The sequence below is a fragment of the Atlantibacter sp. MEI4A-1023 genome, from assembly GCF_056155425.1.
In genome coordinates, this window is record NZ_CM149568.1 from 2,630,698 (window position 1) to 2,645,406 (window position 14,709).

General features: G+C 58.7%; 13 protein-coding genes. 4 read left to right on the forward strand and 9 right to left on the reverse strand.

Going from position 1 to position 14,709, the window contains the following annotated elements:
- Positions 1–6 precede the first annotated feature (6 nt).
- Genes astB through ACVV26_RS12670 form a run of 4 tightly spaced genes read right to left on the reverse strand, consistent with a single transcriptional unit; the run spans position 7 to position 5,061 of the window.
- A complete protein-coding gene (gene astB, locus ACVV26_RS12655) occupies positions 7–1,335 on the reverse strand; it encodes an N-succinylarginine dihydrolase (RefSeq protein WP_474797355.1) in 1,329 nt (442 codons plus the stop codon).
- Positions 1,332–2,810 (reverse strand): succinylglutamate-semialdehyde dehydrogenase, encoded by a 1,479-nt coding sequence (gene astD, locus ACVV26_RS12660; protein ID WP_474801839.1) that lies wholly within the window; start codon positions 2,808–2,810, stop codon positions 1,332–1,334. Before astD ends, astB begins: the two co-directional genes overlap by 4 nt.
- Entirely contained in the window at positions 2,810–3,844 is a 1,035-nt protein-coding gene (astA, locus tag ACVV26_RS12665; RefSeq protein ID WP_312982506.1) for an arginine N-succinyltransferase, read from the reverse strand. The genes astD and astA overlap by 1 nt, the downstream gene beginning before the upstream one ends.
- The gene (locus ACVV26_RS12670; protein WP_474797356.1) at positions 3,841–5,061 is read right to left on the reverse strand and encodes an aspartate aminotransferase family protein; all 1,221 of its coding nucleotides are present in this window, start codon (positions 5,059–5,061) and stop codon (positions 3,841–3,843) included. Before ACVV26_RS12670 ends, astA begins: the two co-directional genes overlap by 4 nt.
- Before the next feature lie 421 nt (positions 5,062–5,482).
- Between ACVV26_RS12670 and xthA the strand changes: the two genes are divergently transcribed.
- Both xthA and ACVV26_RS12680 read left to right on the forward strand, forming a co-directional pair.
- Positions 5,483–6,289: an exodeoxyribonuclease III gene (gene xthA / locus ACVV26_RS12675; RefSeq protein WP_312982510.1), complete on the forward strand. Its 807-nt coding sequence runs from the start codon at positions 5,483–5,485 to the stop codon at positions 6,287–6,289.
- A 24-nt stretch (positions 6,290–6,313) separates the two neighbouring features.
- Positions 6,314–6,727: a pyrimidine (deoxy)nucleoside triphosphate diphosphatase gene (locus ACVV26_RS12680; RefSeq protein WP_474797358.1), complete on the forward strand. Its 414-nt coding sequence runs from the start codon at positions 6,314–6,316 to the stop codon at positions 6,725–6,727.
- On the opposite strand, the gene ACVV26_RS12685 is transcribed toward ACVV26_RS12680, so the two are convergent.
- The gene (locus ACVV26_RS12685; protein WP_474797360.1) at positions 6,687–6,959 is read right to left on the reverse strand and encodes a YnjH family protein; all 273 of its coding nucleotides are present in this window, start codon (positions 6,957–6,959) and stop codon (positions 6,687–6,689) included. The genes ACVV26_RS12680 and ACVV26_RS12685 overlap by 41 nt on opposite strands.
- A gap of 255 nt (positions 6,960–7,214) precedes the next feature.
- On the opposite strand from ACVV26_RS12685, the gene gdhA reads away from it, so the two are divergent.
- On the forward strand, positions 7,215–8,558 hold the full coding sequence (gene gdhA / locus ACVV26_RS12690) for an NADP-specific glutamate dehydrogenase (RefSeq protein ID WP_125292030.1): 1,344 nt from the start codon (positions 7,215–7,217) through the stop codon (positions 8,556–8,558).
- Positions 8,559–8,599: 41 nt separating this feature from the next.
- Here gdhA and ACVV26_RS12695 read toward each other — a convergent pair whose 3' ends face one another.
- The 4 genes from ACVV26_RS12695 to ACVV26_RS12710 all read right to left on the reverse strand — a co-directional run bounded on the left by ACVV26_RS12695 (position 8,600) and on the right by ACVV26_RS12710 (position 12,609).
- Positions 8,600–8,776: a transcriptional regulator gene (locus tag ACVV26_RS12695; RefSeq protein ID WP_474797362.1), complete on the reverse strand. Its 177-nt coding sequence runs from the start codon at positions 8,774–8,776 to the stop codon at positions 8,600–8,602.
- A 62-nt stretch (positions 8,777–8,838) separates the two neighbouring features.
- Positions 8,839–10,782: a DNA topoisomerase III gene (locus tag ACVV26_RS12700; RefSeq protein WP_474797364.1), complete on the reverse strand. Its 1,944-nt coding sequence runs from the start codon at positions 10,780–10,782 to the stop codon at positions 8,839–8,841.
- 4 nt (positions 10,783–10,786) lie between these two features.
- Positions 10,787–11,827 carry a selenide, water dikinase SelD gene (selD, locus tag ACVV26_RS12705; protein WP_474797366.1) on the reverse strand — a complete coding sequence of 347 codons (1,041 nt, stop codon included), beginning with the start codon at positions 11,825–11,827 and terminating at the stop codon, positions 10,787–10,789.
- 230 nt (positions 11,828–12,057) lie between these two features.
- Complete coding sequence (locus ACVV26_RS12710) at positions 12,058–12,609, reverse strand: NAD(P)H nitroreductase (protein ID WP_474797368.1); 552 nt, start codon at positions 12,607–12,609, stop codon at positions 12,058–12,060.
- A 174-nt stretch (positions 12,610–12,783) separates the two neighbouring features.
- Here ACVV26_RS12710 and sppA point away from each other — a divergent pair, with 174 nt between their 5' ends.
- The gene (gene sppA / locus ACVV26_RS12715) at positions 12,784–14,634 is read left to right on the forward strand and encodes a signal peptide peptidase SppA (protein ID WP_474797370.1); all 1,851 of its coding nucleotides are present in this window, start codon (positions 12,784–12,786) and stop codon (positions 14,632–14,634) included.
- Positions 14,635–14,709 lie beyond the last annotated feature (75 nt).

Genomic DNA, 14,709 nt, shown 5'->3' on the forward strand with positions numbered 1-14,709 from the left:
TTCACCTTAACGCTGGAACGGATACACCGGCCCCAGCTTTAATATCTGCGTTAATTCATCGAGCGCCTCGCGCCCTTCACGTAACAGTTGCGGATCGATAAGGTCGCTCTGGGTTAACCGGTCACGATAATGTTTGTCGACCCACTGGTTAAGGGTAGTAAAAAGCGCGTCATTCATCATTACGCCGGGGTTGACCGCTGCCCGCTCTGCGTCGGTGAGCACGACCCGCAGACGCAGGCAAGCCGGGCCGCCGCCGTTGGCCATACTTTCCCGCAGGTCGAAAACTTTGAGTTCGTTGATGGGGTTATCTGGCGATCCCACCAGTTCGGTCAGATAGTGCCAGACGCCCGCGTGCTCGCGGGACTCCTGGGGTAGCACCAGCAGCATATCGCCCTGCTCGCGGCTGAGCAGTTGGCTGTTGAACAGATAGGTTTCCACCGCGTCCGCCACGCTGACGCGATCGGCAGGCACTTCGATGGCCTGAAACCCGTCCAGTTTCTGTGCCAGAGTCTGGTATAACCCCGTCTGATTGACAAACGCCGACTCATGGGCGAACAACACCTGGCGGTTGGTGACCGCAATCACGTCGTTATGGAATACCCCCTGGTCGATCACCGCCGGGTTTTGCTGGGCAAACACCACCTGCTCCGGGTTGACTTGGTTGAGGCGCGCCACGGCCTGAGACGCCTGCAACGTCTGGCGCGCCGGATAGCGCTCGGGCGTTTGCCCGCCGATGGCATTGCGGCCATAGACGAACAGCTGAACGCCCGGATCGCCATAATCATGAGATAAACGGTTGTGGTTCGCCGCGCCCTCATCGCCCAGCATCGCCACCTGCGGCAGCGCATCGTGTACGCTGAAGCGGCGCGGATCATTGAATATTGCCTTCAGCACCCGCTCGGTGATCACCGCCTCGCTGGCGCGATGGAGTTTATTATTCAGGTTGGCAACGGTGAGATGCACCCGCCCGTCGAGCGCATCCGCAGACGGGCACACCGTTGCGGCATTGGCGACCCACATTGACGAGGCGGAACAGGCGGCGGACAGCAGTTCCGGGGCCAGCCTCCAGGCCTTTTCCACCACCTGCTGGTCGGTGCCGTCAAAGCCAAGCTGGCGCAGCAAGCCGATATTCGGGCGCTCCTGGGGCGGGATGACGCCCTGCGGATAGCCCATATCCGCCAGCGCTTTCATCTTTAACAGCCCCTGCTTCGCCGCCAGTTTCGGGTTGGAAACCTGAAAACGGTGTTTGGTAGAGGCTTCGTTACCAAACGATAGCCCGGCGTAATGGTGGGTCTGGCCCACCAGTCCGTCGAAATTAACCTCGCGTGCGTTCATGCCTGCTCCTCACGACCAAAATCCAGCCCCGGACTGAGCGTGTCCGGCAGGGAAAATGTCGGGCTTTCCAGCGTTGCCATCGGCCACGCGCAGTAATCCGCCGCGTACCACGCGCTGGGGCGATGATTGCCCGATGCTCCCACGCCGCCGAACGGCGCGGTGCTGGCGGCCCCGGTCAGCGGTTTATTCCAGTTGACGATCCCGGCGCGCGCTTCCAGCAGTAGCTGGTCAAAATGCTCGCGCTGCGGGGATATCAGCCCGCTCGCCAGCCCGTAGCGGGTGCAGTTAGCCAGCGCGATAGCCTCGTCGAAATCATCGTAGCGATACACGCACAGCAGCGGGCCAAACACTTCTTCATCCGGCACATCCGCCACGCCGGTCAGCTCGACGATACCCGGCGTCAGTAGCGAAGTGCCGGGCCGTAGCAGTTCAGGCGTGAGCAGCGCTTTACCGCCGCGCGCCAGGTGCGCTTGCCAGGCAGTTAATACCCGCTCTGCCGCCTGGGGTGAAATCAGCCCGCCCATAAACGGCTGTGGTTCGGCATCCCATTCTGCCGGACGAATACGCGATGCCACTTCTGTTAAGCGGGCCAGGAATGCATCGCCCTGTTCGCCGCGTTTGACCAACAGACGGCGAGCACAGGTGCAGCGCTGCCCGGCGGTGACAAACGCCGACTGAATGGTTAAATGCACCGCCCCGTCGATATCCGCCGGATCTTCCACAATCAGCGGGTTATTGCCGCCCATCTCCAGCGCCAGAATTTTTTCCGGCTGTCCGGCAAGCTGGCGGTGCAACTGGTAGCCAGTGTGTGCGCTGCCGGTAAACAGCAGCCCGTCAATATCCGGGGACGCCGCCAGCGCCTGGCCAGTTTCCCGCGCCCCCTGCACCAGGTTGAGTACGCCCCTGGGCAACCCCGCTTCCTGCCAGAGCTGGGCCACCCGCTCGGCAATCATCGGCGTCAGCTCGCTGGGCTTGAAAACCAGGGTATTACCCGCCAGCAGCCCCGGTACGATATGTCCATTCGGCAGATGTCCGGGGAAGTTATACGGACCGAATACCGCCAGCACGCCGTGCGGGCGATGGCGCAGCGAGGCCGCGCCGTCCGCCATTGGCGTCACCTGCTCGCCAGTACGTAAGTGGTACGCTTTCACCGAAATGGCGATTTTGTTAATCATCGCCGTGATTTCTGTGGCGGCTTCCCAGCGCGGCTTGCCGGTTTCCCGGCTAATGATGTCGGTGAGTTCGCTTTTATGGCTTTCCAGCAGCCCGGCAAAGCGCTCGACAATCGCCTGGCGGGTGCTAAACGGCTGGCGCGCCCAGTCAGGAAAAGCGTTACGCGCCGCGTAGCAGGCCTGCTGGATCTGTTCAGCGCTGGCGGCGACGCCCTGCCACAGCCGCTCGCCCGTCACCGGGTTATGTTTTTCCAGCGTTTCGCCCTGGCCTTCGATCCACTCGCCATCAATCCACAGACTCATCATTTTTTCTCCTCAGCGCATAAACGCACCAGCCGCACGGTATCGCCGGGCTGGCATTTCAGGGCGTCCAGGGTGGCGGCATCCAGCACCAGGCGCGGTGTATCAGGGTTAGCGCGGATCAGCATCACGCGGAACATGTCATATTTTTCGTTGGAGACCATGCAGGCGGGTAAATCGTCACCCACCGCAGGCTGGCCTTCCGCCACCTCAACCAGCCGGCTTTTGCGGATCGCCCGCACCCGGTCGATATCGCACTCCAGCGTCGGGCCGCCGTCGAAAATGTCGATGTAGTCGCGATAGCGAAAGCCTTCTTTTTCCAGTACTGCGCGGGCAGGCGCGGTGTGCGGATGCACCTGGCCGATCACCGCCTGGGCTTCCGGGGTCAGAAAATGGGTATAGATCGGGTGTTTCGGCATCAGTTCGGCAATAAAGGCTTTTTGCCCGGTGCCGCACAGATAATCGGCGCGGCTGAACGCCATTGAGAAAAAGCGCTGGCCGAGGCTTTCCCAGAACGGCGAGTAGCCGTGTTCATCAATCACGCCGCGCATCTCGGCCACCACTTTGTCGTTAAAGCGATCGCGAAACGCGGCCATAAACATAAAGCGCGATTTGGAGAGCAAGTAGCCGTTGCCCTCTTTGCGCCACTCCGGGTCGAGAAACAGCGAGCACAGTTCGCTGCTGCCGGTATGGTCGTTACTTAAAAACAGCGTCGGCAGCGCATTGTAGACGTTGAGCTCTTTGGAAGCGTGCACCAGCGTACCCACCCGATAGTTATACCAGGGATCGTTGAGGCCCACCGCCACTTCTATGGCGCAGATGCCCACCACGTTGCCGGTCGTCGATTCCTCCAGCACGAAGACATAGCCCTGGTCGCCCTTAGGCAAGGTGCCCTGCCAGGTGGCGAGGGAGCGCTCGATGCGCGCGCTCAGGGTGGCTTCGTCCTCTGGCAGCGAGGTCAACCCGCCGCCGGTTTTCCCGGCCAGTTTCAGCAATGGCCCCAGGTCATTGCGCTCAATGGGGCGGATCACCATCATGATGGCGTCTTCGCAATCAGGCGCTCGCAGGCGCGGGCAAAGCGCTCCAGGCCAGTGCTGATTTCGTCATTGCTGATAATCAGCGACGGCGCAAAACGCACCACGTTGGCCCCGGCGATCAGCACCATCGCGCCCTCTTCCGCCGCCAGTTGAGAAATCTCTTTGGCGCGCCCGGCATAGTCGTCGCTCAACACGCAGCCAATCAGCAATCCAACGCCGCGCACGGCTTTAAACAGGCCATGCTTGCGGTTGATGGCGTCGATTTGCTCAACAATGGCGTCGTGACGCTGTTTTACGCCGTTCAGCACCTCAGGGGTGTTGACGATGTCCAGCACTTTCCCGGCTACCGCGCCCGCCAGCGGGTTGCCGCCGTAGGTGGTGCCGTGGGTGCCCACGGTCATTGAACGTGAAAAATGCTCGCGGGTCAGCATCGCGCCTATCGGGAAGCCGCCGCCGAGCGCTTTGGCGGTGGAAAGGACGTCCGGGGTCACGCCGTAGTGCATATAAGCGTACAGCGAGCCGGTACGGCCTACGCCGGTTTGCACTTCGTCAAAAATCAGCAGCGCATTATGACGGTCGCACAGTTCGCGCAGCCCTTTCAGGAACGCTGGCTCTCCGGGTACAACGCCGCCTTCGCCTTGGATCGGTTCGACGATCACGGCGCAGGTGTTGTCATCAATCAGCGCGGCGGCGGATTGCAAATCGTTATACACCGCATGGGATATGTCCGGCGGCAGCGGCGTGAAGTCCTGCGAATAGGCAGGCTGACCGCCTGCGGTCACGGTAAATAAGGTGCGCCCGTGGAAGGCATTTTTGAAGGCAACGATGCCGCTTTTTTGTGGGCCATAGTTATCGTGGGCATATTTACGCGCCAGCTTGAGCGCCGCTTCATTGGCCTCGGCCCCGGAGTTACAGAAGAACACCCGGTCAGCGAAGGTGGCGTCGATCAGCTGTTTCGCGAGACGCAGAATCGGTTCGTTGGTGTAGCCATTACCGGTGTGCCACAGCTTACCGGCCTGCTCTTCCAGCGCTTTGCGCAGTTCAGGATGGGCGTGGCCCAGGGCGTTTACCGCAATGCCTCCGGCGAAATCGATATAGGATTTGCCCTGCTGATCCCACAATGTGGATCGCTCTGCCCGAACCGGAACAAAAGGTGCCGGCGCGTAAACCGGAAGCATCCATTCATCGAAATTCTGGCGGGTGATTGACGAAGACATAGCGACCTCACTGGTAAATTAATGGTTGTTTAAATGTTAATAAATATGATGTGTTTGCACCCTGAATGTAGATTGCAGACTTCGTGCCAGCCAGCGGTAAAAATGCATAACGAGGGATTAAAGAAGTAATATCAACAACTTAAAAACCAGCATTATTCACTTAAACTGCATAAATAGTGAATAATTATCTATAAAGCGGCCTGCGCGCCACGATTTGCCGAAGGATTATTCATTGGTAAAATATAATTCTGGATTTGTGATCGCAGAGGGGATTTGCTCAGGCATCGAGCGCTTTTACAGGGCAATCTGCGCCATTTTGGTGCTTTCGGTGCCGTAAAAGCGGTCTAATACAACAGCAGGCATGCGGCCTCGATTTCTGCTACCATCCAGCCACTTATTGGCTCTTGTAATGGCAGCGACTATGAAATTCGTCTCTTTTAATATCAACGGCCTGCGCGCCCGCCCTCATCAACTTGAAGCGATTGTTGAAAAACACCAGCCCGATGTCATCGGTTTGCAGGAAACCAAAGTCCATGACGATATGTTCCCCCTCGAAGAGGTGGCGAAGCTGGGCTACAACGTGTTTTACCACGGCCAGAAGGGCCATTACGGCGTGGCACTGCTGACTAAAGAGACGCCGATAGCGGTGCGCCGCGGCTTCCCGGATGACGATGAAGAAGCCCAGCGCCGCATTATTATTGCCGAAGTGCCGTCGCCGCTCGGCAATCTGACGGTGATCAACGGTTACTTCCCCCAGGGCGAAAGCCGCGACCATCCGACCAAATTCCCGGCCAAAGAGAAGTTTTACCAGAACCTGCAACAGGTGCTGGAAACGGAGTTAACCAAAGAGAATCCGGTGTTGATTATGGGCGATATGAATATCAGCCCAACGGATCTGGATATCGGTATCGGCGAAGACAGCCGTAAACGCTGGTTGCGCACCGGTAAGTGTTCTTTCCTGCCGGAAGAGCGCGAATGGCTGGGCCGCCTGCTCAACTGGGGCCTGGTGGACACCTTCCGCCACGCCAACCCGGAAACCCAGGATCGTTTCTCGTGGTTCGATTACCGCTCGCGCGGCTTTGATGACAACCGCGGCCTGCGTATCGACCTGCTGCTGGCAAGCCACCCGCTGGCCCAGCGCTGCGTGGAAACCGGCATCGACTACGATATCCGCAGCATGGAAAAACCGTCCGATCATGCGCCGGTGTGGGCGACCTTCAAGTTTTAAGGGTTGGGGAGGGCTGAGTCAGCGATGAAAGAAATCGATGTGGTGGCCGCCATTCTGGAGCGCGACGGGAAAATCCTGCTGGCCCAGCGCCCGCCTGAAGGCGACCAGCCTGGCCTGTGGGAATTCCCCGGCGGGAAAGTCGAAGCCGGTGAAAGCCAGCGTGAGGCGCTGGTGCGTGAACTGCGTGAAGAGCTGGCGATTGAGGCCGTACCCGCCGGTTACGTAGCAAGCTACAGTTGGCCGGTCAGCGGGCGGATGATCCATCTCCACGCCTGGCATGTGCCGGACTGGCAGGGAGAGTTACAGCAACTGAGCCACAGCGCGCTGGTGTGGTGTATGCCTGAGCAGGCCAGCGATTACCCGCTGGCCCCGGCGGATATTCCGCTGTTAAACGCGTTTATGGCTTCACACGCCGCCACACCAGCGGATGGGTACTGATGGTTTTGTCATCCCGCTGGCACTGCAACAACACGCCTTCTGCTTTAATCACCGCCCCTTCAGAGTAGTTTTGATCCTGATAAACGCAGCACTGATTGCAGGGCTGCGTCCGCTGGCCGCCGGAGCTGAACACCTCGGCAGGCACGTTGACATCCACATCCGGGCGATAACGCTCCGCCGCTGCTGGTAGCGCTATGGTCAGTATGAAAGCCGCCGCTAATAGCCGTTTCATGTTTTGCTCCTTGTTAAGCACCCGGTTAACTCCGCGATATTACTCATAATATAGCCGCTGGCTCTGCGCCTCGTTCACCGAAAAGCCGTGTTTTTTGTCATCATTTTTTCTAATGGCAGGCTGAAAAAAATCCCGCTCGCGGTTAAATTTTTGCTTGATTTAAGGCCAACCGTCGATGGTATAGTCTTTTGTGCTGCATTTTTATGCATGAATATTACAAATAAAATCAATCTTCATAGCAGGAGCTTATGGTTTATGGGACAGACTTTATCATTGGCGCAGTTTCTCAATACCGTTGCCGCGCGCGATCCGCACCAGGTTGAATTTGCACAGGCCGTTCGGGAAGTCATGACCACGCTGTGGCCGTTCATTGAACAGAACCCGCGCTATCGCAACAACGCGCTGCTGGAGCGCCTGGTAGAGCCGGAGCGTGTGATTCAGTTCCGCGTGGTGTGGGTGGACGATCGCAACCAGGTGCAGGTTAACCGCGCGTGGCGCGTGCAGTTCAACTCGGCTATCGGCCCGTTCAAGGGTGGGATGCGTTTTCACCCGACGGTGAACCTGTCGATCCTTAAGTTCCTCGGCTTCGAGCAAACTTTTAAAAATGCCCTGACGACGCTGCCTATGGGCGGCGGCAAGGGCGGTAGCGATTTCGATCCGAAAGGCAAAAGCGATGGCGAAATCATGCGTTTCTGCCAGGCGCTGATGACCGAACTGTACCGCCATCTTGGCGCGGACACCGATGTGCCAGCGGGGGATATCGGCGTGGGCGGTCGCGAAGTGGGTTATATGGCGGGGATGATGAAAAAGCTCTCCAACAACACCGCCTGCGTGTTTACCGGCAAAGGGCTGTCGTTCGGCGGCAGCCTGATTCGCCCGGAAGCCACCGGTTACGGATTAATTTATTTTGTCGATGCGATGCTGAAACAGCACGGCCTGGGCATGGAAGGGATGCGCGTGGCGGTGTCCGGCTCCGGTAACGTGGCGCAATACGCGATTGAGAAAGCGATGGCGTTTGGCGCGCGCGTGATCACCGCATCGGACTCCAACGGCACCGTGGTGGACGAAGCCGGTTTCACCCAGGAAAAACTCGACCGCCTGTGTGAGATCAAAGCCAGCCGCGATGGCCGCGTTGCCGATTACGCCCGCGAGTTTGGTCTGACCTATCTGGAAGGCAAGCAGCCGTGGGGCGTGCCGGTGGATATCGCCCTGCCGTGCGCCACCCAGAACGAACTGGATACCGATGCTGCCCGTACCCTGATCGCCAACGGCGTGAAAGTGGTAGCCGAAGGCGCGAATATGCCAACCACCATCGAAGCCACCGATCTGTTCCTCGAAGCGGGCGTGCTGTTTGCGCCAGGCAAAGCCGCCAACGCAGGCGGTGTGGCAACGTCGGGGCTGGAAATGGCGCAAAACGCCGCGCGGATGGGTTGGAAGGCGGAGAAAGTGGATGCCCGTCTGCACCACATCATGCTGGACATTCACCAGGCCTGCGTGGCGTGGGGCGAGCAGGATAAGCAGGTTAACTACGTGCGCGGCGCGAATATCGCCGGGTTTGTGAAAGTGGCCGACGCGATGTTCGCTCAGGGCGTGATTTAAACAACAATGCCGCCTGCATTACGCAGGCGGCAGTTTAACGATCAGGCTGGCTGCCATTTGCAGCGAACCGGGGAAACTATCTTCCCCTGCTCTTTCATGCTCTTAAATGCCTTATCAATGACCTTGCGTTCCAGATCGCACAGCTTTTCAACCTCGCCCGCCGAAACCGGTTTACCGGCCTGTGTCATCAGTTGCAGTATCTTTGCTTCGTTATCCATCTGTTCACTCCATGTGGTGATAATTTTCCGCGCCAGTATACCGATGTCCGGTCACGGTAAAATTAACCTGCCGCATTTTGGGAAGAAGGCGCGTCCGGTTTCTTTTTGCGTTTGGCGTAGCGGGGTTTCCCCTCACCTTTGGCCTGGGGCGCAATCAGTCCACGGAACTGGCGGACCGGCGTTACCCGCGCCTGATCGATAAGCGAATACAGGGTTTGCACCAGCGGCTCCATAAAGTCCTGGTAGCGGCGCTGTTTTTCGCTGATTTGCGTCAACACCGACTCCCAGTGGGCAGTCATATCCGGTCTGGCGGCCTGTTCGGGCAGCGAGTGAATTAACGCACGTCCTGCTTCGGTAGAGTGAATGTAGCGGCCCTTTTTCACCAGGAAGCTGCGTTTGAACAGCAGTTCGATAATCCCGGCGCGCGTCGCTTCGGTGCCTAATCCATCGGTAGCGCGCAGGATCTTCTTGAGATCTTTATCCTGCACAAAGCGCGCGATACCGGTCATGGCCGAAAGCAGCGTGGCATCGGTGAAATGGCGCGGCGGCTGGGTTTGCCGCTCCACCACTTCGCCGTGTTCGCACAGCAGCCGGTCGCCTTTCGCCACCACCGGCAGCGGCGTGCCGTCGTTATCTTCATCACGCTCTTTCGCGCCCAGCAGCGTACGCCAGCCCGCTTCCGCCAGGAAACGCGCTTTGGCGATAAACTTGCCGCCGGCGATATCCAGCTCGATGGTGCATTTGCGAAACACCGCATCGGCGCAGAACTGCATCAGATACTGGCGGGCGATCAGGTTGTACACCTTCGCTTCATCCTGGGACAGCGACACGTTAGAGCTACGCGCCGTGGGGATAATGGCGTGGTGGGCATCGACCTTTTTATCGTCCCAGCAGCGGTTACGGATTTCGGTATCCACCGCCGGCTGCGGCAGTAAATCTTTTGCGTGGACGCTGATGGCGTTAATCACCGCGTGGCGTCCGGCAAAGTGTTCCTCTGGCAGATAGCGGCTATCAGAACGCGGATAAGTAATCAGCTTATGGGTTTCATACAGCTTCTGGCAGATATCCAGCACGTTCTGGGCGCTCAGGCCGAAGCGTTTGGCGGCGTCGATTTGCAGCGCTGACAGCGAAAACGGCAGCGGCGCGGGTTCGCTTTCGCGTTTATCAGCCCAGGACGTGACGTGCGCCGGCTGGCCTGCGATGCGCTTTACCACATGTTCGGCCAGCGCCCGGTTGAGCAAGCGCCCCTCTTCATCCTGGTGCGGCTCGCAGGCTTCGCTGGGTTGCCATACCGCCACATAGCGCTCATCTTTTGGGGTGACGATATGCGCTTTGACTTCGAAATAATCTTTAGCGACGAAGTTTTCGATCTCTTCGTCACGCCGCACCACCAGCCCAAGAACCGGGGTCTGTACCCGGCCCACAGACAGCACGCCCTGATAGCCCGCGTTACGGCCCAGCAGCGTCCAGGCACGGGTCATGTTGATGCCGTACAGCCAGTCGGCGCGGGCGCGGGCCAGCGCTGAGACGCACAGCGGCACAAACTCGTTGTTAGAACGTAAACGGGAAATCGCCCGCTCTACCGCCTGGGGGTTGAGATCGTTGATCAGGCAGCGCTGCACCTGCTTACGTTTCTCCGGGGAGAGCGCCAGATAATCCAGCACTTCATCCACCAGCAGTTGCCCTTCGCGATCCGGGTCACCGGCGTGAACCACTTCGCTGGCGTCGCCGAGCAGCTTTTTGATCACGTTGAGCTGTTTCGCCACCGACGGGCGCGGCTGGAGCTGCCATTTCTGCGGGACGATGGGCAAATCAGCCAGGTTCCAGCGGGCGTAGCGGCTGTCATACACATCCGGCTGCGCCTGCTCGAGAAGGTGGCCCACACACCAGGTCACCACCTGATCGTTACCGCAGGCGATAAAGCCATCGCCGCGTCGATGGGGCTTTGGCAGCACATCGGCAATCGCGCGGGCGAGGCTGGGTTTTTCGGCAATAAATAACCGCATTGTGTTAGCGGATCTCAATCATCGGGCGGCCACCGCGTGCGGTTTTCAGTTCGCCAATCGCGGTCAGGGTGATGCCGTGGCGGGCAGCGACTTCAGCCACGTCCCTTTCGCAACCCGGCTCTACCGCCAGCAGCAGACCACCGGAGGTTTGCGGATCGCACAGCAGATCGCGCCAGTGCGGCGGCATGTCACCCATCAAATGGCCGTAGCTGGCGAAGTTGCGGCTGCAACCGCCCGGCGCACAGCCTTTGGCGATGTACTCTTCTACGCCCGGCAGCTTCGGCACGTCCTGATACCAGATTTCCGCCTGGAGCCCTGCGCCCTGGCAGACTTCGCTCAGGTGGCCCAGCAGGCCGAAGCCGGTGACGTCGGTCATGGCTTTTACGCCATCGATTTCCGCGAAATCTGCGCCGGCTTTGTTCATCTGGCACATCACTTCCGTCGCCAGCCCGGCGTGCTCTTCGCGCAGCAGGTTCTTTTTCCCGGCGGTAGTTAGCACACCGATACCCAGCGGTTTGGTGAGATAGAGTTTGCAGCCCGCCGTGGCGGTGCTGTTGCGCTTAACGCGTTCAGTCGGCACCACGCCGGTGACCGCCAGCCCGAAGATCGGCTCCGGCGCGTCGATGGAGTGCCCACCCGCCAGCGCGATGCCCGCCTGCTGGCAGGCGTGGCGACCGCCTTCAATCACCTGGGCGGCGATTTCCGGGGCCAGTTTATCCACCGGCCAGCCCAGAATGGCGATGGCCATAATCGGCTTACCGCCCATCGCAAAGATATCGCTGATGGCGTTAGTGGCGGCGATACGGCCAAAATCGAACGGGTCGTCAACAATCGGCATAAAGAAGTCGGTGGTGCTAATCACGCAGGTGCCATTCCCCAAATCGTACACCGCCGCGTCGTCGCGGGTTTCGTTGCCCACCAGTAATTGCGGGTCAACAAATTTGGCCTGGTTGCTATGCAAAATGGTTTCCAGCACTTTCGGGGAAATTTTACAGCCGCATCCTGCACCGTGGCTGTACTGGGTTAAGCGAATGGCTTCTTTCATGGACATCTCCTGTCGATAGTTGACGCTTCATGTCATACAGGCTGTCTATACCCTAAATAATTCATGTTACAAGACTCAGGAGCTTACATAAATAAGTGACTGAGGCGAGTAAGGAAGCCAATGCGCCTGTAGCATGAAGTATGACGGGTATATGGTAGCGCCAGAAGTATCAGGAGGTAAGTAGCTCCGTCTGAATTGCGAGGCTTTCGCTCACAATCCAGACAGATTGGTCAAAAGTGGCGGACGAAAGGCGAGGTGTCGGGGATACTGGTGGTGGTTGACGCTTTTAACTGCGGCGTTCCCAGATACAGGAAACCGACGATTTTATCCTGCTCGCGGCAGTCGAAGGCTTCACGCACCTGCGGGTTGTCGGTCATCGGGCCGCTGCGCCAGATGCCATTATATCCCTGGGCCAGCGCTGCCATTTGCATCGCCATCACCGCGCATCCGGCAGAAAGTAGCTGCTCCCACTGCGGGACTTTATGGTGCTCTTCGCATTTTGCCACCACAGTGATAATCAGCGGCGCGCGGAACGGGCCGCTGCGCGCTTTCTCGATGGCTTTATCGTCGAGCCCGCTATCCCGTGCCGCCTTTTCGAGCAACTGGCTGAAGCGCTCGCGGCCTTCGCCTTCAATCATAAAGAAACGCCACGGCTGTAGCGTGCCGTGATCCGGCGCGCGCATTCCGGCGCGAATGATATTTTCGCGCTGCTCCCCCTGCGGGGCGGGTTCGACCAGACGGGAAGCGCTTCGGCGATTAACTAACAGTTCTAATGCATCCATTTCCGGCTCCATCAGTGATTTATAAACAAGAAATTAACACAAGGCCTTAGTTTGTTACAGCTTAGCGGCTGATTGCTGCTGACAAGCGCGAACTCAAAATTTAGGATACCCTTCTTGCTATGCGTTACGCATAGTGCGAACCGAGATCTTGTTAATCACCTTCAGGGAGAATACATGCGCACCCTTTGGCGTATTTTTGCCGGTTTTTTCAAGTGGACGTGGCGTCTGCTTAATTTCATCAGGGAACTGGTGCTCAATCTGTTCTTTATTTTACTGGTGATGGTGGGCGTCGGGATTTGGCTGCAAATGAGCAACTCCCCTGCCGAACCGTCGCGCGGCGCGCTGCTGCTGGATATCAGCGGCGTAGTGGTGGATAAACCCTCGGTGAGCAATAAGCTCGGCGTGATTGGCCGCCAGCTGTTTGGCGCGTCCTCCGACAGGCTTCAGGAGAACTCGCTGTTCGATATCGTCGACGCCATCCGCCAGGCGAAGGATGACCGCAACATTACCGGCATCGTGCTTGATTTGCGTGATTTCGCGGGTGCCGACCAGCCGTCGATGCAGTATATCGGCAAGGCGTTGCGCGAGTTCCGCGACAGCGGTAAACCGGTGGTTGCCACCGGCGACAGCTACAGCCAGGGCCAATATTACCTGGCGAGTTTCGCCAATAAAATCTGGCTGTCCCCTCAGGGCACCGTGGATTTACACGGTTTCGCCACCAACGGCCTGTATTACAAGTCGTTGCTGGATAAGCTGAAGGTCACTACGCACGTGTTCCGCGTCGGCACTTATAAATCGGCGGTGGAGCCGTTTATCCGTGACGATATGTCGCCGGAAGCCCGCGACGCCGACAGCCGCTGGATTGGCGAGCTGTGGCAGAACTATCTGGCGACTATCGCGGCGAACCGCCAGATCCAGCCGAACCAGGTATTCCCGGGCGCGGCGGCGCTGCTGGCAGGCTTGCAGCAGAACGGCGGCGATACCGCGAAGTACGCCCTCGACAATAAACTGGTGGATGCACTGGGTTCGAGCGCCGACGTGGAAAAAGCGCTGACCAAACAGTTCGGCTGGAGCAAAAAGGACAAGAACTACAGCGCCACTAGCTTCTACGATTATCAGTTGAATAAGCGTTCGGAACAGGGTGATGCGATTGCCGTGGTGTTCGCTAATGGCGCGATCATGGACGGTGAAGAAACGCCGGGCAACGTCGGCGGCGACACCACCGCCTCGCAGATCCGCGAAGCGCGTCTGGATCCGAAAGTAAAAGCAATTGTACTGCGGGTCAACAGCCCTGGCGGCAGCGTTTCGGCATCGGAAGTGATTCGTGAAGAGCTGGCGGCGGCGAAAGCAGCGGGCAAACCGGTAGTGGTTTCCATGGGCGGTATGGCGGCATCCGGCGGTTACTGGATCTCCACACCAGCCAATTACATTATGGCGAACCCCAGCACGCTCACCGGCTCCATCGGCATCTTCGGGGTTATCAACACCGTGGAAGACAGCCTGAGTGCCATCGGCGTGCATACCGACGGCGTGGCAACGTCAGCGCTGGCCGATGTGTCAGTGACCAAAGCGCTGCCGCAGGAAGTGCAGCAGTTGATGCAGTTGACTATCGAAAATGGCTATCAGCGCTTTATCTCCCTGGTGGCCCAGTCGCGCAACAAGACGCCGCAGCAGATCGACAGCATCGCCCAGGGCCACGTGTGGACCGGTCAGGACGCGAAAGCTAACGGTCTGGTGGACAGCCTGGGTGACTTTGACGATGCGCTACACAAAGCGGCGGAGCTGGCGAAACTGAAGCAGTGGCATGCGGATTTCTATCAGGACGAACCGACCTTTATGGATACCGTGTTCGCCAGCATGACCGGCTCGGTGCGCGCCATGCTGCCTGAGGCGTTGCAGGCCTATCTCCCTGCGCCGGTGGTGCAGGCAGCCAGCGCGGTGAAAACCGAAACCGATAAACTGGCGGCGTTTAACGACCCGCGCCACCGCTACGCGTTCTGTTTAACCTGCGGCGACGTTCGCTAAACTCAACAAGCCCGGCGCTGCCGGGCTTTTTTTCGCGTCCTATCCTGAGCGCGCATCGTATATACTTCGCGTGTT